Annotated in this window: 20 protein-coding genes; 9 read left to right on the top strand and 11 right to left on the bottom strand. The window is 52.4% G+C overall.

Annotated elements, in window-relative coordinates; translation table 11 throughout:
- Positions 1–106: 106 nt before the first annotated feature.
- The 3 genes from SH527x_RS08135 to pyrF form a co-directional block, all read right to left on the bottom strand.
- Positions 107–1,288, bottom strand: a complete 1,182-nt coding sequence (locus tag SH527x_RS08135) for a serine/threonine-protein kinase (RefSeq protein WP_437194159.1) — start codon at positions 1,286–1,288, stop codon at positions 107–109.
- A 469-nt stretch (positions 1,289–1,757) separates the two neighbouring features.
- Complete coding sequence (locus SH527x_RS08130) at positions 1,758–2,576, bottom strand: hypothetical protein (RefSeq protein ID WP_437194158.1); 819 nt, start codon at positions 2,574–2,576, stop codon at positions 1,758–1,760.
- Between the two features lie 220 nt (positions 2,577–2,796).
- Positions 2,797–3,744, bottom strand: coding sequence for an orotidine-5'-phosphate decarboxylase (gene pyrF, locus SH527x_RS08125; protein ID WP_437194157.1), 948 nt, complete (start codon positions 3,742–3,744; stop codon positions 2,797–2,799).
- A 169-nt stretch (positions 3,745–3,913) separates the two neighbouring features.
- On the opposite strand from pyrF, the gene SH527x_RS08120 reads away from it, so the two are divergent.
- The 5 genes from SH527x_RS08120 to SH527x_RS08100 all read left to right on the top strand — a co-directional run bounded on the left by SH527x_RS08120 (position 3,914) and on the right by SH527x_RS08100 (position 10,550).
- Positions 3,914–5,971 carry an ABC transporter ATP-binding protein gene (locus SH527x_RS08120; protein WP_437194156.1) on the top strand — a complete coding sequence of 686 codons (2,058 nt, stop codon included), beginning with the start codon at positions 3,914–3,916 and terminating at the stop codon, positions 5,969–5,971.
- Between the two features lie 420 nt (positions 5,972–6,391).
- Positions 6,392–7,189 carry a dienelactone hydrolase family protein gene (locus tag SH527x_RS08115; protein WP_437194155.1) on the top strand — a complete coding sequence of 266 codons (798 nt, stop codon included), beginning with the start codon at positions 6,392–6,394 and terminating at the stop codon, positions 7,187–7,189.
- Between the two features lie 222 nt (positions 7,190–7,411).
- On the top strand, positions 7,412–8,737 hold the full coding sequence (locus tag SH527x_RS08110; protein ID WP_437194154.1) for an ATPase, T2SS/T4P/T4SS family: 1,326 nt from the start codon (positions 7,412–7,414) through the stop codon (positions 8,735–8,737).
- Between the two features lie 389 nt (positions 8,738–9,126).
- Positions 9,127–9,894, top strand: a complete 768-nt coding sequence (locus tag SH527x_RS08105; RefSeq protein WP_437194153.1) for a hypothetical protein — start codon at positions 9,127–9,129, stop codon at positions 9,892–9,894.
- Positions 9,891–10,550 (top strand): lysophospholipid acyltransferase family protein, encoded by a 660-nt coding sequence (locus tag SH527x_RS08100; protein ID WP_437194152.1) that lies wholly within the window; start codon positions 9,891–9,893, stop codon positions 10,548–10,550. Before SH527x_RS08105 ends, SH527x_RS08100 begins: the two co-directional genes overlap by 4 nt.
- 277 nt (positions 10,551–10,827) lie before the next feature.
- Here SH527x_RS08100 and SH527x_RS08095 read toward each other — a convergent pair whose 3' ends face one another.
- The 5 genes from SH527x_RS08095 to SH527x_RS08075 form a co-directional block, all read right to left on the bottom strand.
- On the bottom strand, positions 10,828–13,104 hold the full coding sequence (locus SH527x_RS08095) for an FAD-dependent oxidoreductase (protein ID WP_437194151.1): 2,277 nt from the start codon (positions 13,102–13,104) through the stop codon (positions 10,828–10,830).
- Between the two features lie 271 nt (positions 13,105–13,375).
- Entirely contained in the window at positions 13,376–13,771 is a 396-nt protein-coding gene (locus SH527x_RS08090) for a hypothetical protein (protein ID WP_437194150.1), read from the bottom strand.
- A gap of 39 nt (positions 13,772–13,810) precedes the next feature.
- Positions 13,811–14,914, bottom strand: coding sequence for a phospho-N-acetylmuramoyl-pentapeptide-transferase (gene mraY, locus SH527x_RS08085; RefSeq protein WP_437194149.1), 1,104 nt, complete (start codon positions 14,912–14,914; stop codon positions 13,811–13,813).
- Positions 14,915–15,018: 104 nt separating this feature from the next.
- On the bottom strand, positions 15,019–16,425 hold the full coding sequence (locus SH527x_RS08080) for a UDP-N-acetylmuramoyl-tripeptide--D-alanyl-D-alanine ligase (protein WP_437194148.1): 1,407 nt from the start codon (positions 16,423–16,425) through the stop codon (positions 15,019–15,021).
- A gap of 434 nt (positions 16,426–16,859) precedes the next feature.
- Entirely contained in the window at positions 16,860–18,314 is a 1,455-nt protein-coding gene (locus SH527x_RS08075) for a UDP-N-acetylmuramoyl-L-alanyl-D-glutamate--2,6-diaminopimelate ligase (protein ID WP_437194147.1), read from the bottom strand.
- Positions 18,315–18,772: 458 nt separating this feature from the next.
- Here SH527x_RS08075 and SH527x_RS08070 point away from each other — a divergent pair, with 458 nt between their 5' ends.
- From SH527x_RS08070 to SH527x_RS08060, 3 genes are all read left to right on the top strand, one after another.
- On the top strand, positions 18,773–19,633 hold the full coding sequence (locus SH527x_RS08070; protein ID WP_437194146.1) for a hypothetical protein: 861 nt from the start codon (positions 18,773–18,775) through the stop codon (positions 19,631–19,633).
- 218 nt (positions 19,634–19,851) lie between these two features.
- The gene (locus SH527x_RS08065) at positions 19,852–20,328 is read left to right on the top strand and encodes a hypothetical protein (protein WP_437194145.1); all 477 of its coding nucleotides are present in this window, start codon (positions 19,852–19,854) and stop codon (positions 20,326–20,328) included.
- A 146-nt stretch (positions 20,329–20,474) separates the two neighbouring features.
- Complete coding sequence (locus SH527x_RS08060) at positions 20,475–21,692, top strand: phage major capsid protein (protein ID WP_437194144.1); 1,218 nt, start codon at positions 20,475–20,477, stop codon at positions 21,690–21,692.
- A 231-nt stretch (positions 21,693–21,923) separates the two neighbouring features.
- On the opposite strand, the gene SH527x_RS08055 is transcribed toward SH527x_RS08060, so the two are convergent.
- Together SH527x_RS08055 and SH527x_RS08050 are read right to left on the bottom strand one after the other, a co-directional pair.
- Positions 21,924–22,529: a PIN domain-containing protein gene (locus SH527x_RS08055; RefSeq protein ID WP_437194143.1), complete on the bottom strand. Its 606-nt coding sequence runs from the start codon at positions 22,527–22,529 to the stop codon at positions 21,924–21,926.
- Between the two features lie 599 nt (positions 22,530–23,128).
- Positions 23,129–23,656 carry a methylated-DNA--[protein]-cysteine S-methyltransferase gene (locus SH527x_RS08050; RefSeq protein WP_437194142.1) on the bottom strand — a complete coding sequence of 176 codons (528 nt, stop codon included), beginning with the start codon at positions 23,654–23,656 and terminating at the stop codon, positions 23,129–23,131.
- Positions 23,657–23,899: 243 nt separating this feature from the next.
- Between SH527x_RS08050 and SH527x_RS08045 the strand changes: the two genes are divergently transcribed.
- Positions 23,900–25,612, top strand: coding sequence for an FMN-binding protein (locus tag SH527x_RS08045; RefSeq protein WP_437194141.1), 1,713 nt, complete (start codon positions 23,900–23,902; stop codon positions 25,610–25,612).
- 100 nt (positions 25,613–25,712) lie between these two features.
- On the opposite strand, the gene SH527x_RS08040 is transcribed toward SH527x_RS08045, so the two are convergent.
- On the bottom strand, positions 25,713–26,114 hold the full coding sequence (locus tag SH527x_RS08040; protein ID WP_437194140.1) for a Dabb family protein: 402 nt from the start codon (positions 26,112–26,114) through the stop codon (positions 25,713–25,715).
- Between the last annotated feature and the right edge of the window lie 97 nt (positions 26,115–26,211).

The raw sequence follows: 26,211 nt of genomic DNA, 5'->3' as shown, positions 1-26,211 counted from the left end.
CACTCACGCATGCGTATGGAATGGCACGTAAATGGAATATGAAGAGAGCCGCTTTTCAATGTGTGAAAAACGGCTCTGAAGACATGCTCGACTGGTTCGATCGGCCTCATCCGGTCGTTCTAAGACGACTCAGTTCTGCTTCGGCTTGTCGCGTTTGCGACAATTCCCGCAGGAGGATTCTCATTTCGTTCTCGACTTCGGTGGTCATGTTGACTTTGACCAATTGTCTGTCGATTTCAGCGGCTCCCGTTGGGGAAAGATCCGCTTCTTCCAGTGATGCAAATCGATCGGCCGGATTCGGCGCGATCATCTTCGAAATCATGTGAACGAGTGTTCCATTTCTCGCGACATCTTTTGGCAGCAAATCAGGAATCCGCCGCCAGATATCTTTCTTCACACTGATGAGTTCAGCGACATCTGCCACCCCGGCGAACGGGTATTTCCCTGTCAGCAGTTCGAGCAGGACGTATCCAAGGCTGGCGAGGTCTGAGAGTGGCGTGTGTGGTGCCCCTTCCAGAACTTCGACGCCGGCGTATCGTGGTGTCCAAGTCGGGCGAATCGGCAGTTCATCACGAAGAAACGCCGATCCGAGATCGATGATTTTGCAATTGCCGGTTTGTTTCACCATGACGTTTGCTGGTTTCAGGTCGGCATGGATGATTCCCTGCCGGTGAAGTGCAGCGAGCCCGGAAAGGCATTCGCGGATAATGGCAATGGCCACACCGGGCATCATTCGCGACTGGAATCCGGCGTCGGTGATGATCACGTCATTAATGTATGACCAGCGATCGTTATCCACCGAGCGTTTGATCTGCTTCAGTAATTTCGGAGTGGTCAACTGGCGAAGGTCGTAGCCGTCCACCCATTCTGAGACGAGAACGAGAATCCCCTGATATTCGACGACATTGTAGACGTCGACGAGGTGGTCCTGCTGTATCCGCGCCGTTTCCATGTTCACCCGCGCCATGCGAGCCATCTCGCGGCGGTAGGTTTGCACGTCTGGATAGCCGTCGGGGCGGAAAAATTTGAGTGCGAGTGGAAATGTGACATCAAACGCACCGGAACGATCAGCCAGGAAAACGACCCCCTGTCCTCCGGCTCCCAGCCGTGAGATCAGACGGTATGTCATTTCCCAGGAGACATCGTTGCTTTCGATGATCGCCTGATACTGTTCGTTTAGCTCCGACGCAGACGTATACACGCTCGCTCCCGATGCCCCATGTTCACCTGCAGAGAACAGGCGGGTGGCATCAATCATTTCGGAATCTACATCCCTGCTGGTAGTCATGCAGCTTTCACTAAAATGGAACTGCCGGGCGCTCGGAATCCATTCTGAAATCGCAATTAAGGATCGCACCTGAATGGCAGGCAGCTGAAAATTTGACGGCTGGAGAATTCCGCTGTCGACGGTGACGAGACGGCATCATATGTCGATACCTGATTTGCCGCCATGCATCCTTTCACGACATTCTAGGGTATTTCCAGAACCGAAACAGACATGGATTCAGGCGAATCGCCATATCTGAGCGAACAGTTTTGTACTGTTGAGTGATTGACGTATTTCACATTTTGGTACACGTCGTTTCATGTAACGAAACAGTTCTGAAGAACTGTTTCAGGTGTCCTTTTCTGGGTGCGAGTTTGAGCTTCTTGTCCTGCTTGCGTCTTAGGTATGTAGGGGAATACTGAGAATGAATCGCATGCGATTCGGTGTCGATTCTCAGTGTTGGATGCGATGTTTCGTTATTCGAAACGATTTAATTCAGGATCGCGTTGGAACTGAGGAGACGTTGGGCACGGTTGAGTCGGCCGATCCATCCCTGAAGTTCGACGGCAGAATCCCGGTCGTGAATCGTGTTTGCTGAGTGCAGTGCGTTTTTGAGAAAATCAATTCCCGCTCTCTGGTCTTCTAATTGAAGTGCCCAGTTTGAACCCAGCTTCCCGTTCAGGATGTTCGAGTGAAAATCCCCATGCATCAAAGATTGCTGACAAGATTCTTGAAGAGATGAGATGGCGCTTCTTCCGGAACCTGATTGCCATTCGAATGATGCGCGCACTCGCAGTACTTCTGGCTGACTCTCGTTGTCTGATGCTCTCGCTTCTTTGAATCGGTCGACCCAATTCAGAGCTTCTCTGTGATTGCCGGAGTGAGTACACACAAAGGCTTGTTCCAGAGAGAGTTGAGGAGGGATGGCATCGTCGGCAGTGATCTCATTTTCTGTCGCTCCGTTCTCGATGCGATGGAAATGGCTTCGCCAGGCAAGCTGGACGAATTGCCGGTGCCCAATGATGTCCTCCATGAGCCGGTTGCACGCTGCAAGTTCTAGGCAGAAGAGCGTTTCGGGAAGTGAACGCCTCATTCTTCTCGCGTGGTTCCAGCCCTGCTCGAAGAGTGCAACGGCATGGCTCAGGCGTCCTCTGAATCGGAGGGATTTCGCCCAGTCAGCGAGAATCGTCAAGGAAAAGTGCGTGTGTAAAGCGGTTTCAAACACGCGGTCAGCAGAAACGAAATCGCCTTTGGCGTAGCTGAGCCAAGCCTGCTGACAGGCGCGATCGGCTTCCAGAGTGCCTGGCATACGACGATACTGCTCCAAGGGACCACCCTCTCTGTTGAGAGAAGTAGAAGCCACTTGAGCGTCGAAAGAATGACCTGAGACGGTTTGATCGTATCGATTCTGTCGATTCTGTCAATTGCGAAGGCGCGAACGTGCCGTTTCAGGTGTGTTGAGAGTATGGCACAGAAAGAGCCGCCGGAATCTGGGATTCTGGCGGCTCTTCGTGCGATGTCGTGTCCGATTAGTTGGCAGACAGGGCTCCTGCCGGTGTGTTCGCGGCCAGATCGGCGATCATTGCGACGGTTGCCGCATGAACCGCTTCTTCCCAGCGTGCTTCTCCGAATTGTTCAGCCAGCGGACCCTTCTTGTATCCAAACAGGATTCCGCGGGAATTATTGACGAGTCCCCCGAGACCGTTCTGGTCGAATGCGGCGGCGACATCTTTGGAGGTTCCTCCCTGGCTTCCGTAGCCCGGGATCAACAATGGCGAGTGTGGCATCGCTTTACGAAGGATCGAGAGTTCCTCCGGGTAGGTTGCTCCGGTGACGGCGCCAACCAATCCGTATGGACCGCCGTTCGCTGTCAGTTGTGCCAGAGCTTCCACTTGAGATGCAACAGCTGAGTAAAGCGTTTCGCCGTCGGTGGTTCTGTCTTGAAAGTCTCTGGCGCCGGGATTGCTTGTTCTGACGAGAACATAGAGACCTGCTCCGACTTCGCTGGCTCGGTCAACAAATGGCTGGAGAGTGTCGACGCCCATGTAAGGGTTGATGGTCAACGCGTCTGATGCGTATGGCGCGGCGTCCGGGTCTTCTCCTGCAAGATAAGCGGCGGCATAGGCTTCTGCAGTTGTACCGATGTCCCCTCGTTTGGCATCGCAGATGACAATTAACCCGGCGTCTCGAGCGCGGCGGATCACGTTTCGGAGAACGATCTGCCCTTGAGGTCCGGTCGCTTCAAAGAATGCTGATTGGGGTTTGACTGCCGGGACGAGTCCAGCGACGACATCGATCACCCGATAGCAAAACTCTTCATATGCTCTTGCCTGAATTTCCCATGTGCTGCCGCCTGTTTCTTGTGCCCGATTTCGCAATTCGGATGGCAACTGTTCCCAGCGAGGGTCGAGGCCGACCAGTGCCGGGGTCTTTTTTTGTTGAATTGCTTGATGAAGTCGCTCAGCAAAACGGGACATGGACGAGACTCGATGGGGCAGAAGACGCATAGAAAAAACAGGATTTCACACAGCATAGTCGTTCTGATTTCGCGCGCCCACGATTCGTCTGGACACAGAGACCACAAAACGAGTTAAATTCCCACAACAGGACGTTGCAAGTAATTCATCCCCAGTCACGGAACGACACGTGGATAGCTTTCCCAGACTTTGGCCCTACCTCCGACCGCATCGCGCCCGACTTTTCGGCTCGATGGTTCTCGGCCTGCTCATCGCAGGGCTTTGGGGAGCTAATCTGACAGTCGCCTTCCCGATCATTAAACTGCTGCTGGAAAACACAAGTATCCATCAGTATGTCGAACAGGAAATCACGTCTTCAGAATCGAATGTTCAGCGATTGCTGGTCGAGACCGAAGCGACTGAACAGCGGATCCGTGAGTTCGAAGGGATGCATGGCGAGCATGGCAACGCCGGCTATGTCGAACTGTTGCAGTCAAAAGCCAAGCGTCAGCGCGATCTGGCAGCGTTTCAGTGGCAGCTTTATCAATACAGCTGGCTGAAGGTGTATATCTTGCCGTTCGTTCCACAAAGCGAATTTCAGACTTTGTGCATGCTGTTTGCGATTCTGCTGGGAGCGACCGCAGTCAAAGGGATGTTCATGTATTTTCAGGACATGCTGATTGGCAATGTTTCTGAAGCAGCGGTGATGGGACTTCGAAAAGACCTGTTGAAGCACGTATTGAAATTGGATTATCAGTCTCTGCAGCTCGAAGGCCAGCATGGGCTGATGTCACGGTTTACATATGACGCCGAACAGCTTTCTCAGGGGATCACGACCCTCGGTGGACGTGTGATTCGAGAGCCGCTGAAGTGTCTGGCCTGTATGGTGCTGGCCTTGTGGGTGAACTGGCGACTGACCTTGTTGGCGCTGATCTTCATTCCGCTGTTGGGGCTGTTTCTGGCGAAGATGGGTTCGTTGCTGAAGCGAGCCAGTCGTCGCATGATGGAGAGCATGTCTCTCATCTATAAGGTTCTTGAAGAGACGTTCGATGGGCTGAAAGTTGTGATTGGTTATCACAATGCTGAGCACCATCAGAAGCAGTTTGATGAGCAGTACAAGCAGTACTTCCGCAAAGCGATGCGAGTGATTCGCATTGATGCTGCCGGGAAGCCGCTGCTGGAGTTGCTGGGGTTGGGAGCGATGTTCGCCGCCTTGATTCCCGGAGCTTATCTGGTCATGCGACAGAAGACGGAGATCTGGGGAATCCAGCTTTCCTATCAGGCGATGGACGTCGCGGAACTCGGCATGTTTTATGCCTTGCTGGCCGGACTCCTCGACCCTTGCCGCCGTATGTCTTCCGTGGTTCCGCGTCTGAAACGGGCGACAGCTGCGATTGACCGCATCTTTACGATGATTGATCGGGAAAGTCTGATTACCGCACCTGAAAACAGCGCTCCACCAGAGCGACACCATCGCAATATCGAGTTCCGCGACGTCTCGTTCCGCTACCATGGAAAAGAGACTCAGGTGCAACGAGGCCTCGCGCTGGAGCATGTCGACCTGAACGTGAAGTTCGGTGATGTTGTGGCCATCGTTGGGACCAATGGTTGCGGTAAATCGACTCTCGTCAATCTGCTGCCACGGTACTACGACCCTGAGTCTGGAGAGATCCTGCTCGATGGTCGCCCGATCAAAGATATCGCTTTGAGCGACCTGCGGTCTCAGGTGGGGATCGTGATGCAGGATACCGTTCTGTTTGACGGCACGATCTTCGAGAACATTAAATACGGTTCGGACAACGCCACCCGAGCAGAGGTCGAAGAGGCTGCTCGTCGGGCACACGTCTTACCGATCATCAAAGGGCTGCCAAACGGATTCGATACCCCGATTGGTGGAAAAGGAAAAGAACTTTCCGGCGGTCAGCGTCAACGGATTGCTCTCGCCAGAATGATTCTTCGCGACCCGTCGATTCTGATTCTGGACGAAGCGACATCCGCTGCTGATGCTGAGAGTGAAACACTGATTCACGAAGCGTTGAAAGAGTTTGTCAAAGGCCGCACGACATTCGTGATCTCACACACCCTGTCTCAGAGCCTTCTGTCCCTCGTCACGCGCATTGTTGTGATGGAGAACGGACACATCATCGCGTCGGGATCGCACGATCAGCTGGTGAATACCTGCCCGGTCTACGAACGACTTTACAGTGCTCCATCACGACAGCTCAGTATTGTCAGCAAAGCTGCTTGACTGACTTAGTCTGCTGAAGTTTGCGAGTGCTTTCGAACATGGGCCGCGTGCAAATTGCACGCGGCCTTTTTGTTGGCAAAGCACCCAATTTGAGTTCCTGTAGCGGAAAATTGGTTATCAGGACTGTCTAGTTGTGTCCGTGGTGCCCTGTCTGGCCTTCACGCTCTTCGTTGCCATGGAGCGACCGTCCCTAATTGCGGCTGAATCTGATTTGAGATGGTTTCACATCCCTGAGTCGCTTGATTGGTTGACGAGTCACGTCAGACTGATAGTCTCGTGGCATCTCATCTCTGCTGTCACTCGGTATTTCCCGATCCGGAATGACGGAAATGGTGTTGGCGACCTGTTTCTTCTTCGAAACGTCCCTGGACCGTCGAGATCATTCACACTGGTGATTAAGTTTCACGACAAGGAATAACCATGCGTTTTCACTGGATGGCCTTTATCACTCTGGTGTGCCTGGCTGGAATTTCTGCCGTTGCGCAGGCAGAGGTCCAAACCAAAGAAATCACCTACTCCCATGATGGTCAGTCCCTGAAGGGGGTTCTGGCCTGGGATTCGTCAGTCACGACTCCACGCCCGGGAGTGCTTGTCGTTCACGAGTGGTGGGGACTCAATGAGTACGCCCGCACCCGAGCGATCAAGCTGGCTGAACTGGGGTATGTCGCATTTGCCGTTGATATGTACGGCGACGGAAAAGTGACTGACCATCCGAAGCAGGCTGGCGAATGGGCGTCGATGATTCGTGGAAATACAGAAAAATGGCAAGAGCGAGCCCTCGCTGGCCTGAATGTTCTCAAAGAACAGCCAGGAGTCGATCCGACCAGACTTGCCGCAATTGGATACTGCTTTGGCGGATCAACCGTCTTGCAGCTTGCTTTCACCGGTGCTCCTGTCAAAGGTGTCGTCAGCTTCCACGGTGCACTGGTTTCACCGTCTGAAGGGACGAAACTGGACTCAAAAGTTCTGATCTGCCATGGGGGAGCTGACCCGTTCATTCCTGCTGCAGCCGTTGACGCATTTGCCATTTCGATGGATCAAATCAAAGCAGACTACGTGATCAACGTGTTCGGCGGTGCGAAACACGGGTTCACAAATCCAGATGCCGGGAAATACGGACTTGAAGCGTTGGCATATGATGCACATGCAGACGCCAGATCGTGGAAATACATGCAGGTCTTCTTTGACGAGATCTTTGGCAATAAGGCCACCAAGTAGGTCGTGCTGTGACTTGGAGTTTTACTGGCTGATTGGCAAAATAGTCAGAACAGACCGCTCACGCTCATTCGAGTTCAGCGTTTGTTGATCCTGGCATGGTGGTCAGCTTTTTCAGTGGGGACCAAACCGTTCAGGATCGACGAAAAGTCGATTCGAAACCCACCGTTTCAGTTAGCTCCCAGACGTCGTCTTCTCATCCCTTTATTCTGCAGGAATACACACGTGATCTTTGGCTTCGGACGAAAAAAAGGGGCAGAGAAGGATCGTGATGAAGATCAGGAAGAGGAATTTGTCCTCTTTCAGGGAGCATACAACGGGAATAACCCTGATCTCTCCGCACATGGACGTCTCGTTCAGGCGGGACTTCTCCCAACGAAAAAGTTGATCAGCGACGCTCTGTCAATTCGAGGCGAGATGATTCGTCTTGAGCAGAAGGGCCCGGTTGCTGTTTCCACTGTGATTGTCGATACGGTTCCGAATCCGCCATCGAAGATGCCAGCGCTGCAGGGGCAGGCGATCATTCAGATGATCAAACTGCTGTCTGGAATCGATATCAAAGTGAAAGGGGCTCCGCAGACAGGCTCGATCAAAGCTGAATACGGTGGGAAGGGATACGAGCTTCGTATCAATACCATGCCCATTGAAGGGGGCGAGCGTCTGATCCTGCGGGCAATTGATCCGAAGCTGAATCTGGAGAAGCCAAAAGATCTGGGCTTCAGCGATGCAATCATCGAGAAGATTCGCGGGCTCTCCTCTCAGCGCAACGGTTTATTTATCGCCGCTGGACCGCCGTATTCTGGTGTCACGACTCTCAAGATGGCACTGATGCGGTGTTCGGATGCATACATGTATTCGATCTACTTTCTGGCGGACATTGGACGCGAAGTTTCGTACGTCAAGATGTTCGAACGGATGGAAGGCGATGACCTTGCCAGAACGATGCTGAGAGCTCGTCGCGAGGATGCCGATATTCTGGTGCTCGATCCGATCGATAACCCAGCTGATGCCAAGGTCGCACTTGAGTTCTCGAAGGAGTGCTCGATCGTTGCGGATATGCAGGCACGTGACGCTGCGGAAGCGATCCTGCGTCTCGTGAAATCCGCAGGAGGGCCTCAACTTGTCGCTGAACAGTTGAAGATCGCTTCCAGTCAGATGTTCATTCGTGCGTTGTGCAAGAAGTGTCGTCGCGCATACCGTCCCAATCCGGCACTGCTGAGCAAGATTGGGCTTCCTCCTGAAACTCGGGTTCTTTATCGCCCGAACATCGCAGGGGTTGCTCGTGCGGCCGATGAGGAAGATGCCAATTCCCCAGAGGAGTTCTGCCAGGAGTGCAACGGACTCGGCTACAAAGGCAAGATCAGCCTGTTGGAAGTCATTGAGATGTCTGAAGGCATGAAGCAGGTCATCCTGAAGGGGGGCGATGTCAAAGCGATTCGCTCTCAGGCTCGAGTCGACAAGATGCAATCATTCCATTCAGACGGGTTACGAGTCGTGGTCGAAGGCAACAGTTCTCTGGAAGAACTGCAGCGCGCATTTCGAACCCAATAATGCAGAAGCGATAAGCGATTGCCAATTCGAAGAGGAGCAGGTTGATACAGCCTGCTCCTCTTTTGCGTTTCCGGCCAGCACTCGCGTCGAGTATCGCACCTGGTTCCGGGCAACCTCCGTTCCATTCCATTCCGTTTTAGGCATGATGGGTGTTCTGGAAATATTCGGCGTATTCGATTCATTTGTACGGGTTGCCGTACTTTCTCCAGATTCTCTTCTAGAGTCAGGAACAGGCTGAATTCGCATTGTTGTAAATCCGACATTTGGATTAGTCTCCGTCCCGTCTGACGGTCCCCCGGTGACCTAGGGATCGTCTGCAATGTCGAAGACCACATGACAGCGTTTTGCTGTTGTGTCTGAATAAACGGTCTGTAGTGCGAGTTGCCGCCATGACATCCCTATTTAAAATCGCGACCGCCTTGTTGCTGTTCGTGGGAGTCCCTTGCGCTGCAGGCGAGTCGATTCAGCTTCCTGCAGATCCGACGATTCCTGTCGTAGAGCTCTGGTACGTTGATCAGGGACAGGTGCGTGAACCGGAAGTTGCCGTGTTCGCGAATGGTCGAGTTCGGGTGAATGTCGGCGAAGGAGCCCTGTGGGGAGAACTGACTGTTGATCAGGTGCAGAGTCTGGTTGCGAGCCTGTTGAAGCAGGACGGCATTCAGGTCATTCGCACTGAAACGATTCAACAAGAGCTGGAAGCGGCTTCTCAACGAACCGGTTTGTCCTGTGTGATTGACCGGGCAGGCGACACGATCATTCGGGTTCGGACGGCCACTGAGATCTATCGAGTCGATGGTCACGCGGTTGGGCTGTTGTCGACCCGATTTCCTGACTGCGGATGTCTGCAGCGTCTTTATTCCGCACAGTGCCGATTGGAGAACATCCGGGCAATCGTGATGGCTGGCGGACTTGAATCTGCCAGACGACTTGCGAAACTGGCAGAACAGCAACTGCAGGCGGATTTCAACGAAACTTACGCCATTACTCCTGCACAGTTGTCGATGGTACGAACATTGGCTGACGGAACACGGTTCAGCCAGTTTTTGATTCCCAGCCCCAGTAAGGGGTTGAGCAATCCAAAGATCATTACGGTCTTTGAATCGCCTGGGGAAGTCCCTCGAATTGGTGTTCTTCCTGACGGGCCAACTTATCAATGAGTCAGAGTGGGAAAGTTGACCCTCACGTTCGCAATCTGCTGTGGCGAGTCATTCAGATCGCCTTTCAGATGTTCTTCATCATCTGGTTTCGCTATCGGGTGAAGGGGCTTGAGCGTCTGCCTAAAGGGGGCGCGCTACTGCTGGTAAACCATCAGAGCTTTATCGATCCGCTCGTTGTTGCGGTCGGAATGAAGCGTCCTGTGAGCTATCTCGCCAGACACGATTTGTTTCATATTCCTGTCATCGGGTGGATTCTCAAGAATACCTACGTGATCCCGATTCGTCGTGAATCCGCAGGGACCGAAAGTATTCGCCTTGCTGTCGAACGGCTCAAGCAAGGGTACTTCGTAGGCTTGTTTCCAGAAGGAACCAGAAGTCGCGACGGGGAACTGCAGGAGATCAAGCCGGGCTTTCTTTCGATTGTTCGGCGTGCTCAGGTCCCGGTTGTGCCGATTGCGATTGCCGGGGCAATTAAGGCCTTGCCGCGTGGCGCAAAGTGGGTTCGCCCTGCTCCTGTCCGAGTCGTGATTGGTGAGCCATTACCGGCCGAGGAAGCTCAGGCGCTCGCTCAGCGAGGCCGTGAAGACGAGTTCATGCAGTGGTTGCGAACGTCGTTGCAGACGAATCTCGATATTGCCAACGATTGGATCAAGTAGACCGTATCGGTCTCTCATGTGGCCGCGCACCAGCCTTCTCGATCGGAGAAAGCTGAATGCCGCGTGCTTGTCTCGCCACACCAGTTCAAGAACCACTCTCGTCGAGTCACGACTTGGCACAGCCGGTTCTCAAGCATTGACTGCGTCGCAGCTCGTAACTGCAAATAGAAAACTCCGCCTGAAACTCGTTGGCCTCAAGCGGAGTCTGTCATCGTCTCATCTCTGTGCAAACTGAACTGGCTGACTCAGCTGAATCGCAGGGCCAGTCGGGTTCATTCTATTTCGCATGCAAGATCTGAATTGCGTCCGCATGCACTGTTCCGCGTGATCCCGTCGTGCCTATGACGACTGACAGGCGGTCTCCTTTGGAGATGTTGAACTTTCCAAGAGAGATGAAGTTGTCTTTCTCTTTGGGGTGTTCAGACATGTTCACACGCTGAGTTTCGGACTCCTTGCCTGCGATCTCGACAGTCACTGGAACCGCTTTGCCCCGGTTTTCGTGAGGCAATGAAGCGACACGAATTTCGATGGGACCTGTTTCACCTGCTCTCCATTCAAAAGTAATGGAAGCACCACTTCCTTCCCCGGCGTAGAGATATTCATAGCCCACAAAGCCTTTGAGACCGCGTCCGACTGTCCAGTTTCCGGTCAGCTTAGCGTCACGATTGTCGATGATGACTCCCTCCAGTTTGGCTGGATCGAGACCTTCTGGAACTCCATACGGACCGGCCAGTGGAAGGGCGTCCGGTGGAATGGTGAATTTCTCGTTGACGTTCGCGCGGTAGGCTTTGCCAGGCAATTTCAATAATTCGTCCATCTCTGGCCAGTAGCGCTCGTAGATGTCGCGAGGTTCACAGCTGTAGAGCTTGCACAGGCTGGCTGCTTTCCCAACGACTTCGCCCATCATTCCACAGGTCTTCATCACACGTACGGTTCCGAGTGCTTCGTGTGTCACGCTGGCGCAGCGGCCTGCCATGAACAGATTCGGAATGTTACGGGAGTAGAAGCACCGGTATGGGACCGGATACCCGAAATCGCGGTCGACACTGCGATCGAAGTCGGCATACGAAATGAACGGGTTGTCAGCGTACTTCCCAAGAAACTGTTCCTTGGGGTAATGGAGATCAATGCTCCAGGTACTCGGAACGCATCCATCTTTGAACTCTCGCTTCGAGACAATGTCTTCCTTGTTCAGAACGACATCTCCCAGCAGGCGACGTGATTCACGTGGGCCGCCCACGTATGCAATCCAGGTCAGATATGCTGTCTTGTGTTTGTCTGCTCCGTCGCGATTCTTCATGGCATTAAATGCCCCGAAGACAGCTCGCAGATTCCAGTCACGAATTCCTTCCGCATCACCCAGCGGATCTTTATCAAATCCACTTTCCCAGAACCATTGGCCATGGTGATCGACTGGGTACGGGAAGTCCTTCATGTTCAAGTCGAGAGCCCAGGGGGTTGCGGGAAAGGCGATATTGTTTTCAGCTTCCGCCCATGCCCACATGTTGCTCATTCCCATGCGGCCTTTATCCGTCATGTCGAATTCAGCCTCAGCAAGTGCTCCGATCGTTCCGTGACCAGTGGCATCGCAATACAACTTGCCAACGAACTTGGATTGCTGACTCGTGCGCGTATCGAAGGCATAAACACCGGAGATCCGCGCGCCATCCTTTTCGACACGATACGCGTGGTGATTCAAGAACAGGTCGATGTTCTTCTCTGCGAGAACCAGACGCTCTTTCTTCTCGTCTTCAAATTCTTCCGCAGTGCCAGGGGACTTCTTGGCGTGGTCGGAGAACTCTTCGACAATTTCTCCAATACGCGGATATTTCCCGCGGCGAATCAACCCTTGAGCCCAGACTCGAACTTCGCTTGAGCCGTTGCCACCGAGAACAGGACGATCCTGAATCAGGGCAACTTTGCAACCCATTCTCGCTGCAGAAATCGCGGCTCCCATGCCGGAGTAGCCGCCACCGACAACGACAAGGTCATATCCTGCTTTGACCACCGGTTCAGCTGGGAGATTCAATTGAACGGATCGCCATTGCGCGAGTTGCTCGCCTTCGTTTGGAGGGAGCGCCGAGTCAGTTGTCAGTACGATGGCATCACAACGGCCATTGAACCCTGTCAGGTCATGCAGGGAAATTTGATTCTTACCTGCGGCCAGTTCAACTTCACCACCGGGTTGCCAATGCCATCTTTCGCCCGTCGTTCCGAATGTTTCTGACGCGGCCTTGTTGTTGATCAAGACCTGGAACTTGCCTGGTTGCCCTGGCGCCTTCCAACGTGCGACCCAATCTTTGGTTCGGACAAACAACTTGTATTTGCCAGCTGTCGCAACAGTGAATTCGGTCGTGGCATCAGCAACGGGTTTACCCAGTCCATGTGCCAGAAGATACGGCGATCCGACACTGCTGATGAACTGAGTGTCGAGAGACCACCCGCCTCGTTGCTCGAAACTTTCTGCTTCAATCAGAATGGTTTCTGCATGCGTGACTTGCGAATGGAACAACACTCCAAGTGCTGCTGTGAAGAAAAAGAGAACGCGAAGCATAAGCTGTTTTCTCGCCATTTTGAGGTACGAGAGATTCGACAAGCGACATCTGGACTTTGCGTGTCACATACAGTGACATGAATTCAAGATTCGCTCTAATCCATCAGTATTGTGGAATGTAACGAAATACGCAGACAATCCCCAGTGTGCAGCCCATTAGCGTTTGATTCAGGAAGCAGGCGCAAGACCCTGATGCAACAATAAAAAAAGCAGACTCCGGGTGTGGAGTCTGCTTTGAAATCGGCAATAGATTTTGTCGATCAGCTGCGTGCTACCGAGTTGAAGTCTGCACTTCGAACTTGCTCTGCTGGATTCGCTGCTTGTTTTCGGTGTGTCCGGTGGTCACATCGCCACGGAGCTGGCCGTTCACCGTCACCTGGAATGTGTCCGTGATTTGGACATGGTCCCCTTTCTGGACGGTGCCAGCCGGTTGCCCGTTGATTTTCAAAGTTCCGTTTTCACAGACAACGGTCAATTCCGGGGAGTCGTACATCAGGCTCCCGTTCTTGCCTTTTTCCACTCTGTGGAATCGTTCATCAGGGGCGATCGTGTACTTGATGCCTCCATGTGACTGCCGGGACGAAGTCATCACGGAGCGACAGGATGTCACCATGAACAGCATCAAGATACAGGCGTTGATAACGCGCAATCGACGTACGGTACTCATGACTCGGTCTACCAGAAATGACAATCGAAATCGTCAGCTCTATTGGAGTTTCAACATCACCATTCCGAGGATCGCCAGCAATGCCGAGCAGATCCAGAATCGTGTGACGATCTTAATTTCGTGAACGCCTCGAAATACAAAGTGATTGTGCAGCGGACTACATGCCAGTAACCGTTTTCCGGTGAGACGGTAACCTGTTAACTGGATGATGACGCTGAGTGTTTCAATAACAAAAACTCCCCCGATCACCACGAGAAGTGCCTCTTGTCGAGTCACAACCGCGGCCAATGCGAGCAATGCTCCGATCGGGAGTGATCCTGTATCTCCCATAAAAACCTGTGCGGGATGACAGTTGAACCACAAGAATCCCATCAGCGCTCCGACGAGAGCACCAATGATGATGCTGAGTTCTCCTGCTCCCGAAATGAACGGGATTCTCAAGTACTCCGCGTGTGTTGCATGTCCTGCAAGGTAACAAATTGCTGCGAGTGCCGCGCCGGACAGAATCGAACATCCCGTCGCCAATCCGTCGAGGCCATCGGTCAGATTGACTCCATTTGAAGTGGAGACAATCACAAGACTGGACCATGGAATCATCCACAGGCCAATCCCGAGAGTCCATGCTCCGATTGGTGATACCAGTTCAAGCCCGTGCGGCCGGTCTTTCTGTATGACATAAAGCCAACTGCAGAGAGCGAGGGACAGAATCACCTGAATGTAAAATTTCTGTCTGGCCTTCAGGCCACGTTTACTTGTGCTGAGTTTAATCCAGTCGTCCATTGCTCCCAGCATGGTGAATGCGGTTGCCATGACGATTGAAATTTGAACGTATGGATTTGTCAGATCTGCCCAAACCACGGACGACATGATCACCGCTGCGATGATGAACAGTCCTCCCATTGTCGGCGTCCCCTTCTTATTGGCGTGGAGACGATTCAATGTCGGTGAGGCGCTGTCGATGCGTTCGCAGAATCGGGATTTCAACCAGCGAATCGCCGCTGGCCCAAGTATGATCGCTGCAAGGAATGAAGTCAGTGCAGCGAGAGCAATTCGAGCCGTCAGATTGATGCGCGAGTTGCCAGCGGTGTGCTGATCCAACTGTTCCGAGAGCGGAATCAGATGTTGCAGCAACCAGGGAATCATAGGGGTGTCAGTATTGAAAGAATTTGGGAACGGGAATTGAAAGGCGAGAGTGATTCAGATTTGCACTGACAAATTCTGGTGACGTACGAACTGGTTGGTGGGGGTTACGCAACGCGGAGTTGTGTTGGGGAGTTCTTGCGAATTTCTGCGAGTGTTTTCAGTTTTTCGACGATGGCTTCCATCTTCATGCCACGGGACCCTTTAACCAGAATTACATCATCTGGTTCGAGCCAGCAATCGAGCAGCATGATCGCGAGGTCATGGTCCCGGCAAGATCCCAGGCAACCGGGGTCCATCCCTGTGACTTTGGCACTTCCGGTGACGATCGCTGCCTGTGCTCCGACGGCGATGAAATGCGTTAACTTCGATCGGGCGACTTCTTCTCCAAACATCCGATGAAAGTCGTTGGTCCAGTCGCCAAGTGACAGCATGTCACCTGTGACAAGAATCCGTTTCCCTGTTGTTTTCCAGTCTTTCAACGTGTGGCAGGCCGCCGACATCGAAAGCGGATTGGCATTGTATGTGTCATCGATCACCGTCCAGTCGCCCAATTTCAGGATGTTGCAACGGCCATCTAGTGGTTGGAAGTTTTTCAATCCATATGCAATCTCTGCATCGGACATTTCTAACTGTCTGGCGATGCCCATCGCGATCAATGCCGAGCTCAAATGCTGACGCCCTGCCACTGAAAGTTCGAAATGGGATTCGTCGACATCAAACTTCAGGACGCTGTTTTCGAGTGTGACATTCTTTGCCTGAATCTGATTGTGATCTTTTTCCCCGACAAGAATCGCCGGGCATTGTGCTCGCGCGGCCATCTGGCGAATCTGTCGATCATCTCCATTCAGGACGACAAATCCTGATTCTGGAACGGCATCAATTAGTTCTGACTTTGTCTTAACGATGGCTTCAAGCGTGCCAAACTGATCAAGGTGCGCCGGACCGATTGCGGTAATCACTCCGACTTCAGGTTCGGAGACGGCCGCCAGTTCTTCGATCTCCCCTGTTCGCGATGCTCCAAGTTCAATGACTGCGAACTCGTGTTCAGGTTCGAGCATCAACAAGCTTAACGGGACACCATATTGATCATTGAAATTCTCAGGACTTTCGAACCCGCGATATCGGGTGGAAAGAACGGTCGCAATCATATGGCGGGTGGTCGTCTTACCGACACTTCCGGTGACACCAATCACCAGTGCTTCAAACTGCTTTCGATACCAGTTCGAGAATTGCCACAATGCGGCAAGCGTCTCTTCGACTTCAATTCGAGGACCTTGAACGCGTGATGATTTCTTTGCGTCGACAATGACTGCAATCGCGCCATTTGCGAACGCCTGTTTGATGAACTTGTGACCATCGTGACGCTTCCCTTCTAACGCCCAGAAGAGATCTCCGGGACGAACTGCGCGGGAGTCCGTTTCGATACGTGTGACAGGTTGGTCCAAGTCGACGATGTCTACCGGAGTTCCTCCGATGACTTCAATCAGGCTCTGGAATGCAATGCTCTGCATTCTGTTCTCTCTATAATCGGGCTAGTGGTGTGACCACTCTACTCTGGCAGGCTCCCGAACAATGTTTGCAGGTTTATGGACCTGCTCGCTTCGAGTTCTTCAACCTGTCAATCGGGTTCGATGCTTCACCAGACCAAAGCGGCCTCTTGGTGTTCATACAACATGACTCACTGAGAATTATTCACCGAGAACGACGACATCCTGATTCGTTCTGAAATGCATTCCACTTCGTCGCCCAATCGCTGCAAAACGATTGAAGTTTGAAGTGATTCTGACCTGTGTGTTGTTGCATCGTTTCTAATCAGTTGTTGCCAACTGATCAGATTGTCTTTCAATGTAATTGTGCGAATTCATCAACCCGGTAATGGCGATCAGGTCATCGTTTTCAGATGACCTCTTCGATGCGTCCATTTGTTTTCGAATTGTGATTCAAATTATGCTGCTCTTGAATGCGAGTATGTTCGGAAGCCCGATCTTTGTAATACATCCCGACAGACTTCGACGTCATCGAATGGCAGCGTTTGATCTCCTAAAATCTGCATGCGTTCATGACCTTTTCCGGCAACGATGACGGTATCGCCGGGTTCAGCCAGTTGAATCGACGCCTGAATCGCTGAGCGTCGGTCCACAAAGATCTCCGGAGTTCCCCAGGATTTGGGAATTCCAGAGCGAATTTCTTCAATGATCTGGTACGGGTCCTCTGAACGAGGGTTGTCACTCGTGAGGACGATTTTGTCTGCCAGAGTTGCAGCATGGCCCATCAGTGGACGCTTGCTGGCATCACGATCACCCCCTGCTCCAAAGCAGACAATGACGCGGCCGGTTGTGAAATTTCGTACGGTCTGAATGATGCGGCGAAGGGCATCGTCCGTGTGGGCGAAATCGACGTAAACTTGAAAGTTTTGGCCGAGATTCACTTGTTCCAGGCGACCGGGTACTGAAGTGCAGCGTTCGAGGCCGACTGCAATCTGTTCGAGAGTCAGGCCAAAATGGAGTGCGGCAGCGGAGGCAGCAAGACAGTTGCTGACGTTATGTCGTCCGGCGATTGGAGTGAAGCAATCGATTTTCTCTGAACCGGTGCTTAAACGAAATCGGGTTCCGTTGGCCGTCAATGAAATTGAATCGGCGTGAAGATCAGCAGGCATATCAATGCCGAATGTGCGAACCTGAATACTGCTGTCCAGACGCTCCAGGACATTCTCTGTGTTTGGATCGTCGGCGTTCAGGACGAGGAGTCCACCGGGCTTCAGCATTCCGGCAATACGGGACTTCGCTCGAATGTAATCATGGAACGTTTCGTGGTAATCGAAATGATCCTGAGTGATGTTTGTGATGATCCCGACATCAAGTTGGATGCCGGCCGCTCGATTCTGTTTCAACGCGTGGCTGGAGAGTTCCATCGCCGCGTGATTGGTGCCGCTGTCTCGCATTGATGCCAGGGTTTTGGCAAGAGTCAATGCATCTGGCGTGGTGAGCTTCGACGGAACAGAGCGAATGCCGTCGTTGTATTCAATCGTGCCGATCAGACCGGTGGGACGTGAGGCCGATTCGAGGAGGGATCGAACGATCCAGGTCGTGGTCGTTTTGCCATTAGTCCCTGTAACCCCCGCTACTCCCAATGATTGAGAGGGGAAGGCGTATAGACTCTGGCAAAGACGACCATAGACCTGTCGTGCATCAGGAACGATGCATTGTGGAAGTGAAACATCGGCGAGTGGACGATCTGTGATAATCGCCGCGGCCCCGCGTTGATGGGCTTGTTTCACGTAATCGCGACCGTGTGCCTGTGTGCCAGGTAAGGCCGCAAACAAACAACCAGGTGTGCAGTCATTGCTGAACTCTGTGACTCTTGAGAACGCAATGTCTGCACAGCCTACGAAACTGGCCATAGAAACCAGTCTGCGAAGACTTTGTGTGCCAGGTTGTCTGAAGGGATGATGCATGTGTTAAAAGAGGGGCGTCCTTGCCCCGCCGTCTGAGTAGATCAAACGGTGTCTTCCGTGACAATTTTCATCACCCCGAGGACACTCTGAAGTGTTTAAGGAGTAATGCCTTGCGACATTTGTTTCCCTCGTTGGCAGGTGCCGTTGAGGTGGCGGGGATTCTTCTGATTTCTCCGGTTTCGGTCAATAAGGCTTCATGTGAATTTCAAATACCTGTGACCCAGTTTGTAACAGTTACCAAATCTGTTCCTGATTGGTCTGAAACGCTGCAATTTTCATGTTCCGTTGACAACCTTCCGCATGAGCATGAGTGAAGTGGCGTTGTTTGGATTGAAAAAGACTCAAGGCGCAACCAGTCCCATTGAAATTGAAACACAGCCATATTTCTTAGGGACAGTGAATCAATGCAACACGTCACACTGCATGAACGGGTGGAGAGCTGGGCAGAGGAGTTATCGATTGATGGGGAACGTCGCATTGTGCGAAACGTGGCACTGGCCGGTTCGCAGTCACGGAATGGATATACCTATTCCGAGAATGCGTTGATTGCGGCAGCGGCACTCTATGAGAATCGCCCTGTCTTTCTTGATCACGCACAAGGTCCACAACGCGTTCTGGATCGTAGCACTCGTGATCTGGTGGGAACGGTCATCAACGCCCGCTATTCAAATGGTCGAGTCCGTGGTGATATTCGGGTGCTCGATACCGACTCTGGTATGACGTTTCTGAAACTCGTCGAAGGAAACTCGCCCGGCGTTGGGATGTCACATGTGGTGATGGCGCATCGCTCGGTTGACGGCAAACGAGTCGACAGCATTGTTGACGTGGTTTCAGTGGATGTTGTTGTGAATCCGGCGACAACATCAACCTTCAGTGAATCAACCAACAGCACTTCAACTCATGAATCCGGAGTGGCGGAACTTGAAGCTCGGGTGCGGCTGCTTGAAGGTGAACGCAACGAGCTTCTGGAACGCAGTCGACGTCTTCAGTTGCAATTGAACGAGTTGCAGCATCGTGAGTCCGTTCAGCAATTGCTTGTCCAATCGGGGCTCCCTGCTGAATCGATTACTGAATGCTTCCGGGAGCAACTGACTCGCGCGGAAACACCAGAGCAGCGACAGGCTCTGATTGACGATCGTCAGAAGCTTCTTTCTGAAGTCAGCCGCTCTCACCCGGCATTCAGTTCACTGCGTCCGTCCGCGTCTTCCTCGAAAGCCGCCTCGAATGAAGAGTTCCTTCGCGTGATCCGCCGTCGCTCACGGTAAGGGAAGCGTCTCTCGAACGTTTCCTGGATTAGTGTGAGTCTCTGACACACGGGGTTCCGCCTTTGTGAGCCCCTCCAGAAACGATTGTGATCGTTGCTTCGATCCCAGTTTGCTTTGTGATTGCCTTTGTGCTTGAGACGCAATGCTGCAGCCGGGAATGCCAGCTGGCGTTGCGCTTCTGTCTTCTCCTTCACCATGATTCCTGCAGAAAGTCCAAGATGAACAAACTTCGATTTCGGTCCGGTCAAGTGCATCTGCGAAAAGTTCGAGTCGACTCCGCTACGGTCATCGAAGCTGGTGATCTGGTGTGGTTGGATACTGATGATGCCAAGCCTGCGTCTGCATTCACCTGGACAACGAATCTGGCGACGACTCAAGGCAATTTTGCGGCGAAATTTCTGGGAGTCGCCCATCAGCCCTCTGCGGCGGGTGAGACCGCGCCAATCTCGATCGATGTCAGCCCGGAAAGCGTCTATGAGTTTGATGTTGCCAGCGCTGCCTATGAACTGGGAGCGCCGCTGGGGCCAGACGAAGGTTCGTCCAGTCTGCAGTCCAAGCAGCTTGAGACTGCCGTGACAACTTCAGCAATTGCACGTGCTGCGGAGTACACCGCAGGCAGTGTCACGACGCTGCGAGTGACGTTCGCGTCTGCTTTTCACACAGCAAGTGCCAATGTGAACGCTGCGATTGGTTAAGCCTGTCTCCTAAGCGCGTCTCAGGTGTCTTTTGATTGAGAGCCTGAAGCAGACGCCTCACCCACCCTTCTCCAGGATCGGGCTTTACTGAAGCCGGATTGAGCTGTTCCTGATTGTTTCTACTTCTTCTCCTTTGAGGTTATTTGATGCACGGAACGTCAATTAAGTCATTGATTGAATCCCACGGTTCGGCTGGCTTTTATCATAAAGTGGTGAGCCTGCTGAACGAGAAATCGCTGACCCCGGATGACTTCTCTTACTATGAATTGGCGGATGCGTGTGGGGTGCTGCCACGATTGCGGTCGTTGAGTGACGCACAGCCGGTGCATGAGCGGGCGCTCAGCACTCCTGAAGGAATCACGCATCTCCTTTCAGAGTCCAATCCGGGGATGAACTCCGGGCTGTTTCAGGTTATCACCGGCGAATTGATTGGTCGCAAGGTGATTGAAGGGTACGAGGACGACGCGGGATTCATCGGCGACAAGTTGGTGAGCACGGTTCCAAGTCGCTTTCGGAGTTCCCGCATTGCAGGGTTTCGTGCTCTTGCAGGACCAACGGAAGTAGCGGAAGGTCACCCGTACGAAGAGTCTTCATTTGATGAGAAGTTCGTGACTTCGAAAGAGTCGAAGCAAGGACGCATTCTCAGCATCAATGAGGAACTGATCACCTTCGACCAGACTGGCGAGATCCACCGCCGAGCGATGGGGCTGGGGTATTATCTGCGTCAGGAACGTGAGCGGACGATCATTCGTGCTGTGACCGACGCGGATGCTGCGGCGTCGAACTTTGTTTACCGTCCTTCTGGTGTCGGCAAGGCGCTCTATGCCACGGATGGATCGAATCGAAACTACATCGGTTCCGGTAACACGACCTCGTCTGCTTTCAATGCTGCGATTCCGTTGCAGGACTGGACTGACATTGAGCAGGCTTTGAGTTATCGCGCGACGGAAGTGAAAGACGATCGAAGTGACGGGCAGAGCCGACCAATTGTGGCTCCTGTCCGCCAGTTGCTGGTTGCTGAAAAACTTCGCGGGACCGCACGCAGTATTGTGCATTCCACTGAGGTTGCGCTGACAGGGACCGACACCGAAACGAAGGTCGCTAATCCGCTGCACAACCAGCTCGAAGTGCTCCACTCGCCTTATCTCGACGAGCAGGGATCGACTGCGTCCGCAGCGTGGTATCTGGGTGACTTCCGCCGTCAATTTCTCTGGACAGAGATCTGGCCGGTGCAGACGTTCCTGCAGCGTTCAGAAAGTGCCGCCGCATTCGATCGCGATGTCGTCCTGCGTGTGAAAGCCCGTTATTACGGCGGCGTCAGTGCAGTCGATACCGTGTTTGTCACGAAGGTCGCGGGAGCATGATCTCTGCAGAGTAATTGAAGAATGCCTTCTTCCAGCGAAGCTTTTAGTGAACCTGATCAGTTGCTCTCAGCGACTCAGAGCGGTTCAACTGAAGGCTTCGCTTTTTTCGTGGTACTGGTCCGACATACGCCCTACATAAACCTGAAATGAGCAACGACGGACGAGGAAGCCAATCATAACCAAGCCCCTTAAGCCAGCAACGTCCGATTGGCAGCGCAAGGCGTGGGGATTTTAAGCAGATGGTTTCTGAAGAGCATACGTCACCTGAGTCCCTTCGATTTTCACAATGCCGCGATGACGCAACTGTGAGATCAGCTCATTAAGTTGCTTGTCAGACAGTTCTTTGTTGAACATCGCGTGCAATGTGGATCTCAGAGTTTTTGGGGACTTGGGCTTGGAACCGTTCCGCTGAGACAGATTTGTAATCACTTTTTCGACATGAACATTTGAAATTCCCTGCGGAGGGCGTTTCAACGTCACGATTTCTTCGATCGACGTACATCGATCAACGGCAAACTTCTTCGCTTTCAGAAACGAGATCAATGAATCAAAACCGGTATCTTTTGAAATAATGGAGAAGCGAGCCTGAGGTGATGTGACTAAAAGCTTGCCAATATAATAAGCGATCAGAAAATCCAGCGAGTTCTTCCCAGATGATTCAAGTAATAGGTATTCCGCATTGTCTCCGAGACTCTGAATTGCCAGTGCCATGGAGACTGGAATTTTGGATTGCTGTGGCCCCACAAATACCATCAGCTTGCAGGAACTGTTCTTCAGCAGATCGATATTCTTCGGCTTCACGTTTTCAAAATCGACCAGGATATAATGTGTCTTCATGATTCCTGAATCGCTGAGGAACGGCATCTATAAGTTGACAGCCTGGGATTGGAAAGAGCGGTATTGGTACATAGGTCGCACTCCCATGGCCATCAACTCAATTCTCGGCCGGATTCATAAAAAAATGGAAGGACACGACAGTCATTCCTTTTCTTCAGCGAAATTGCCTTTTTTCTGCCGGGATGAAAGGCTGTATTCGTGACTGAACAGCCTCAAAAATCAATACTTGGCAATATCGCTGCGTTCACTGTTGAGCGGCTGGCGGAAACATTCGTGGAGTTTTGTCGCGTGGTGGTAAAGCAGTGGCATGGAGAAAAAGTACAGCCCTTTGTGAACAGGATGATCTCATGCCATCCGCCCTCCGTCCAATTCTGAAGCAAGGACGAAGTTGAATGGAGATCGATCCTGTTGATACCGTGTTTGTCACGAAAATGCGCGGAGCTCCAGTACCTGTTCTTCTTTGGGCTTGATGTCTCTCAATTCTTGAGTGCCAGAACACAACTCGCCGATGTCGAACGATTCGATCTCGGCGAGTTGTTCTATTGCATCTGCGATCGATTGCCACGACGCGCGATCTCGCTCGCGAATGAATTGAGTGCTTACGATTGCGCGATGCGGCGTTCCATCTTCAACAACGCCCGTTTCATATCGAGACCAGATGGTGCAGAGTACCCTCCAAGTCGTCCTCCTGATCCAAGCACACGATGGCAGGGAATGACTAATGGGATCGGGTTCTTGGCCATGATTGTCCCGACTGCTCTCGCCGCTTTGGGACTGCCAGACGCTTCAGCCAGTTCTTTGTAAGAAATTGTCTGGCCATAGCTGACAGACAAGAGTTGCTGCCGGACTCGCTGTTCGAATGGTGATCGATGTGTCAGGTCGAGCGGGATTTCCGACAGATCGACTTCTTCCCCACGACTGAACGCTTTCAGCAGATCACGCGTTCCCTTGACCCAGTCACCGCGTTTGTTGAGACCTTCACCGGTTTCATTCAAGGCAGCGAGTGCTGATTCGGCGTTGTCATGCCCAAATGTGAGCGCCGATAATCCTGTTGGTGTTCCGCGAATGGCCATCCACCCAAGCTGCGTGGAGAAGACATCAAGAACTTGTGCGGAAGGATTGACCATGGATCACCATGTTTCAAAAAATGTTATTGCGGCAGTCGGATCAATCGCGACGTCAATTTGTGATTCGAGAACAGGCCGGAGTCGGGATTCCGGTCCATTCAGATGAATCGGCTATAGACAGATTTTAACTTTCCTTGCCTGTGTTCTATTATGTCGCGGCGCTGTCACGTTCTCAATCTTGTTGGGCGAAGTCAGAGTTTGAGAACGATCACCGAATTCCCGGGTGCTTGAGTGGCTCTGAACATGGCTCTGTCGGAAGTCCGAAATCCATCACGCCGCCCACGATTTCGGATCGCTCTCGTACACTCTTTGCGAATCGGAATCATCGCACTCATTCTGCTGTTGATGAACTGGCAACACGCCAGGTTTTTGTCAAAAGAGCGAGCATCTGGCTTAGATTCCGTCACTCTTGAGCAGATCCAGACTCTCTTTCCAGATGCTTCGTCTCTGGGGGTTGCGGAATCGCATGGGGGACGAATCGTTCTGGCCGGAGAGACACCGGTTGGTTACGTCATTCAGACATTTCCAGAAGCCGTTCAGTATCTCGGCTTCTCAGGGCCTACCAATTGTCTGATCGGATTTGATCAGCAGGGGAAAATGACCGGAGTACAGATCCTGACCAGTCGGGATACTCGAGATCATGTTGAGTTGATTCAGAAGGACCAGCGATTTCTGTCTGCGATGAAGGGACTGGATGCGCGTCAGGCCGCAGCCGCCAAGGTTGATGCTGTTTCAGGAGCCACACTGACGAGTCTCGCAATTCTTCAAGGAGTTCAGGCTCGACTCGGACAACAGCCGGGATCACTGAAGTTTCCACAGGCATATACGGTTGAGAATGCCAGAAAACTGTTTCCGGATGCAACGGAGGTTCAACAGGATGGGCAGGTTCCAGAGTTGTGGAATGTGTCCGATGCAAAAGGAAACCATCTCGGGGCACTGCTTTCCAATTCCCCTGTCGCTGACGAGCTGGTGGGATACCAAGGCCCCTCTCGGGCGTTTCTGGCAATGAGAGTGGACGGGACGATTCTCGGACTCGTTATTGATCAGAGTTTTGATAACGAACCCTATGTTGGGTACGCACGCGGAGATTCCTGGTTTGCTGAAATCTTCAATAAGAAGAAGGTCGAAGATTGGGCAAAGATCAAGTGGAAAGAAGCCAGAATCGAAGGCGTCTCCGGAGCGACAATGACCAGCCAGACAGTGGCGGAAGGCTTGTTGCTTGCAGCGGAAAAACTGCAAAAAATTCGTGAAGTGCGCCTCGACGAGCAGAAGCGTACGGACGTCATGCGAGTCAATGCAGCCGTGACCATCGCCATTGTGATCCTCGGGTTTGTGATTGGATCAAAATGGTGTCGAGGGCGAATCTGGATTCGACGATGCTATCAGATTCTGTTGATTGCGGTGATGGGCTTCATCAATGGTGACCTCTTATCGATGGCCATGTTTGTTGGTTGGGCCCAAAGTGGAATTCCTGTCGCCAATTCGCTGGGACTCGTTGTACTCGCAGCTGCTGCGATCATTGTTCCCGTTGCAGCAGGTCAGAATCTCTATTGTGATCACATCTGTCCGCACGGAGCGTTACAACAACTGCTGCCAAGAAAGTGGAAGTGGAAACGCCGGCCTGTTCGACTCATTAAAGCCTTGCACCTTGTGAGACCCATTCTTCTGGCAGTGGTTGTTCTGGTTCCCATGCTGGAATGGTCGTTGAGTCTCGTCGATCTTGAGCCGTTTGATGCCTATGCATGGAGAGCGGCAGGATGGGCAACGATTGCAATCGCAATCGGGGGCATCATTCTCTCTGTCTTCCTGCCGATGGGATATTGCCAGTATGGATGCCCGACGGGGGCTGTGCTGGGGTATCTTCGCAGACACTCTCATAGTGGACGTTTGGGTCGGGCTGACGCCATCGCACTCTCACTGCTCGTCTTGGCGGCAACCTGCTTCCTTTGGAAATAGTCTGCTTCACGCCAATGGAAAACGAAACTCATGCAGTTTGAGTCCTCTTCAGGAAACAGACTGCATGAGTTGGTATGAACTGGCAGGCTCTTTTTTTGCGCTACTCTTTTGACCAATAGTCAATGACGGTGACGTCTTTGAGAAGTGGCTTCAGTTGGGCAACGAACTTCAAGTGTTCCGGGTGAGGAAGGTACGCGTCGCGATCGGCTTCTGTCGCAAAGGTCACGAGGAAGCAGTGAGTGTGACCCTTTGACAACTTCTCAGGACTGTTGTCGGTTCCCCATTCAAAGTCCTTGATCTCTTTGATTCGGGATGGAAGCTTCTGGAATTCCGTGACGATGTGATCGATCTGTTCTTTCGTCGCTTCCGGGGTGAATGTGAAGAGAACAACATGTCGTAGTACCGACGTTGACTTCTTGTTTTCAGCGAGACCGGAGTTCATCAGGATTCCAGAAAAAAGGAGCAGAGCAATTCCGGCACAGAGCTGTACAACGGTTTTCATTCGCATTCTCCTTGCGGTTTGTCTGTATTCAGACGGGAGTGGAAGCTGTCAATGTGATTAAACAATCAGATGTCGCTGCGATTCGGAGTTGTAAGTC

This window comes from Planctomicrobium limosum, assembly GCF_051465645.1.
Lineage (GTDB): Bacteria > Planctomycetota > Planctomycetia > Planctomycetales > Planctomycetaceae > Planctomicrobium.
The sequence above is the reverse complement of the archived record's forward strand: the minus strand, read 5'-3'. Positions and strand labels throughout refer to the sequence as shown.

What these genes read in the sequence shown, in the direction of transcription:
- SH527x_RS08135 (WP_437194159.1), bottom strand. Translation starts at nt 1,288, where the DNA reads ATGACTACCAGCAGGGATGTAGATTCCGAAATGATTGATGCCACCCGC.
- SH527x_RS08130 (WP_437194158.1), bottom strand. Translation starts at nt 2,576, where the DNA reads ATGCCAGGCACTCTGGAAGCCGATCGCGCCTGTCAGCAGGCTTGGCTC.
- pyrF (WP_437194157.1), bottom strand. Translation starts at nt 3,744, where the DNA reads ATGTCCCGTTTTGCTGAGCGACTTCATCAAGCAATTCAACAAAAAAAG.
- SH527x_RS08115 (WP_437194155.1), top strand. Translation starts at nt 6,392, where the DNA reads ATGCGTTTTCACTGGATGGCCTTTATCACTCTGGTGTGCCTGGCTGGA.
- SH527x_RS08105 (WP_437194153.1), top strand. Translation starts at nt 9,127, where the DNA reads ATGACATCCCTATTTAAAATCGCGACCGCCTTGTTGCTGTTCGTGGGA.
- SH527x_RS08100 (WP_437194152.1), top strand. Translation starts at nt 9,891, where the DNA reads ATGAGTCAGAGTGGGAAAGTTGACCCTCACGTTCGCAATCTGCTGTGG.
- SH527x_RS08095 (WP_437194151.1), bottom strand. Translation starts at nt 13,104, where the DNA reads ATGCTTCGCGTTCTCTTTTTCTTCACAGCAGCACTTGGAGTGTTGTTC.
- SH527x_RS08090 (WP_437194150.1), bottom strand. Translation starts at nt 13,771, where the DNA reads ATGAGTACCGTACGTCGATTGCGCGTTATCAACGCCTGTATCTTGATG.
- mraY (WP_437194149.1), bottom strand. Translation starts at nt 14,914, where the DNA reads ATGATTCCCTGGTTGCTGCAACATCTGATTCCGCTCTCGGAACAGTTG.
- SH527x_RS08080 (WP_437194148.1), bottom strand. Translation starts at nt 16,425, where the DNA reads ATGCAGAGCATTGCATTCCAGAGCCTGATTGAAGTCATCGGAGGAACT.
- SH527x_RS08075 (WP_437194147.1), bottom strand. Translation starts at nt 18,314, where the DNA reads ATGGCCAGTTTCGTAGGCTGTGCAGACATTGCGTTCTCAAGAGTCACA.
- SH527x_RS08070 (WP_437194146.1), top strand. Translation starts at nt 18,773, where the DNA reads ATGCAACACGTCACACTGCATGAACGGGTGGAGAGCTGGGCAGAGGAG.
- SH527x_RS08065 (WP_437194145.1), top strand. Translation starts at nt 19,852, where the DNA reads ATGAACAAACTTCGATTTCGGTCCGGTCAAGTGCATCTGCGAAAAGTT.
- SH527x_RS08060 (WP_437194144.1), top strand. Translation starts at nt 20,475, where the DNA reads ATGCACGGAACGTCAATTAAGTCATTGATTGAATCCCACGGTTCGGCT.
- SH527x_RS08055 (WP_437194143.1), bottom strand. Translation starts at nt 22,529, where the DNA reads ATGAAGACACATTATATCCTGGTCGATTTTGAAAACGTGAAGCCGAAG.
- SH527x_RS08050 (WP_437194142.1), bottom strand. Translation starts at nt 23,656, where the DNA reads ATGGTCAATCCTTCCGCACAAGTTCTTGATGTCTTCTCCACGCAGCTT.
- SH527x_RS08045 (WP_437194141.1), top strand. Translation starts at nt 23,900, where the DNA reads ATGGCTCTGTCGGAAGTCCGAAATCCATCACGCCGCCCACGATTTCGG.
- SH527x_RS08040 (WP_437194140.1), bottom strand. Translation starts at nt 26,114, where the DNA reads ATGAAAACCGTTGTACAGCTCTGTGCCGGAATTGCTCTGCTCCTTTTT.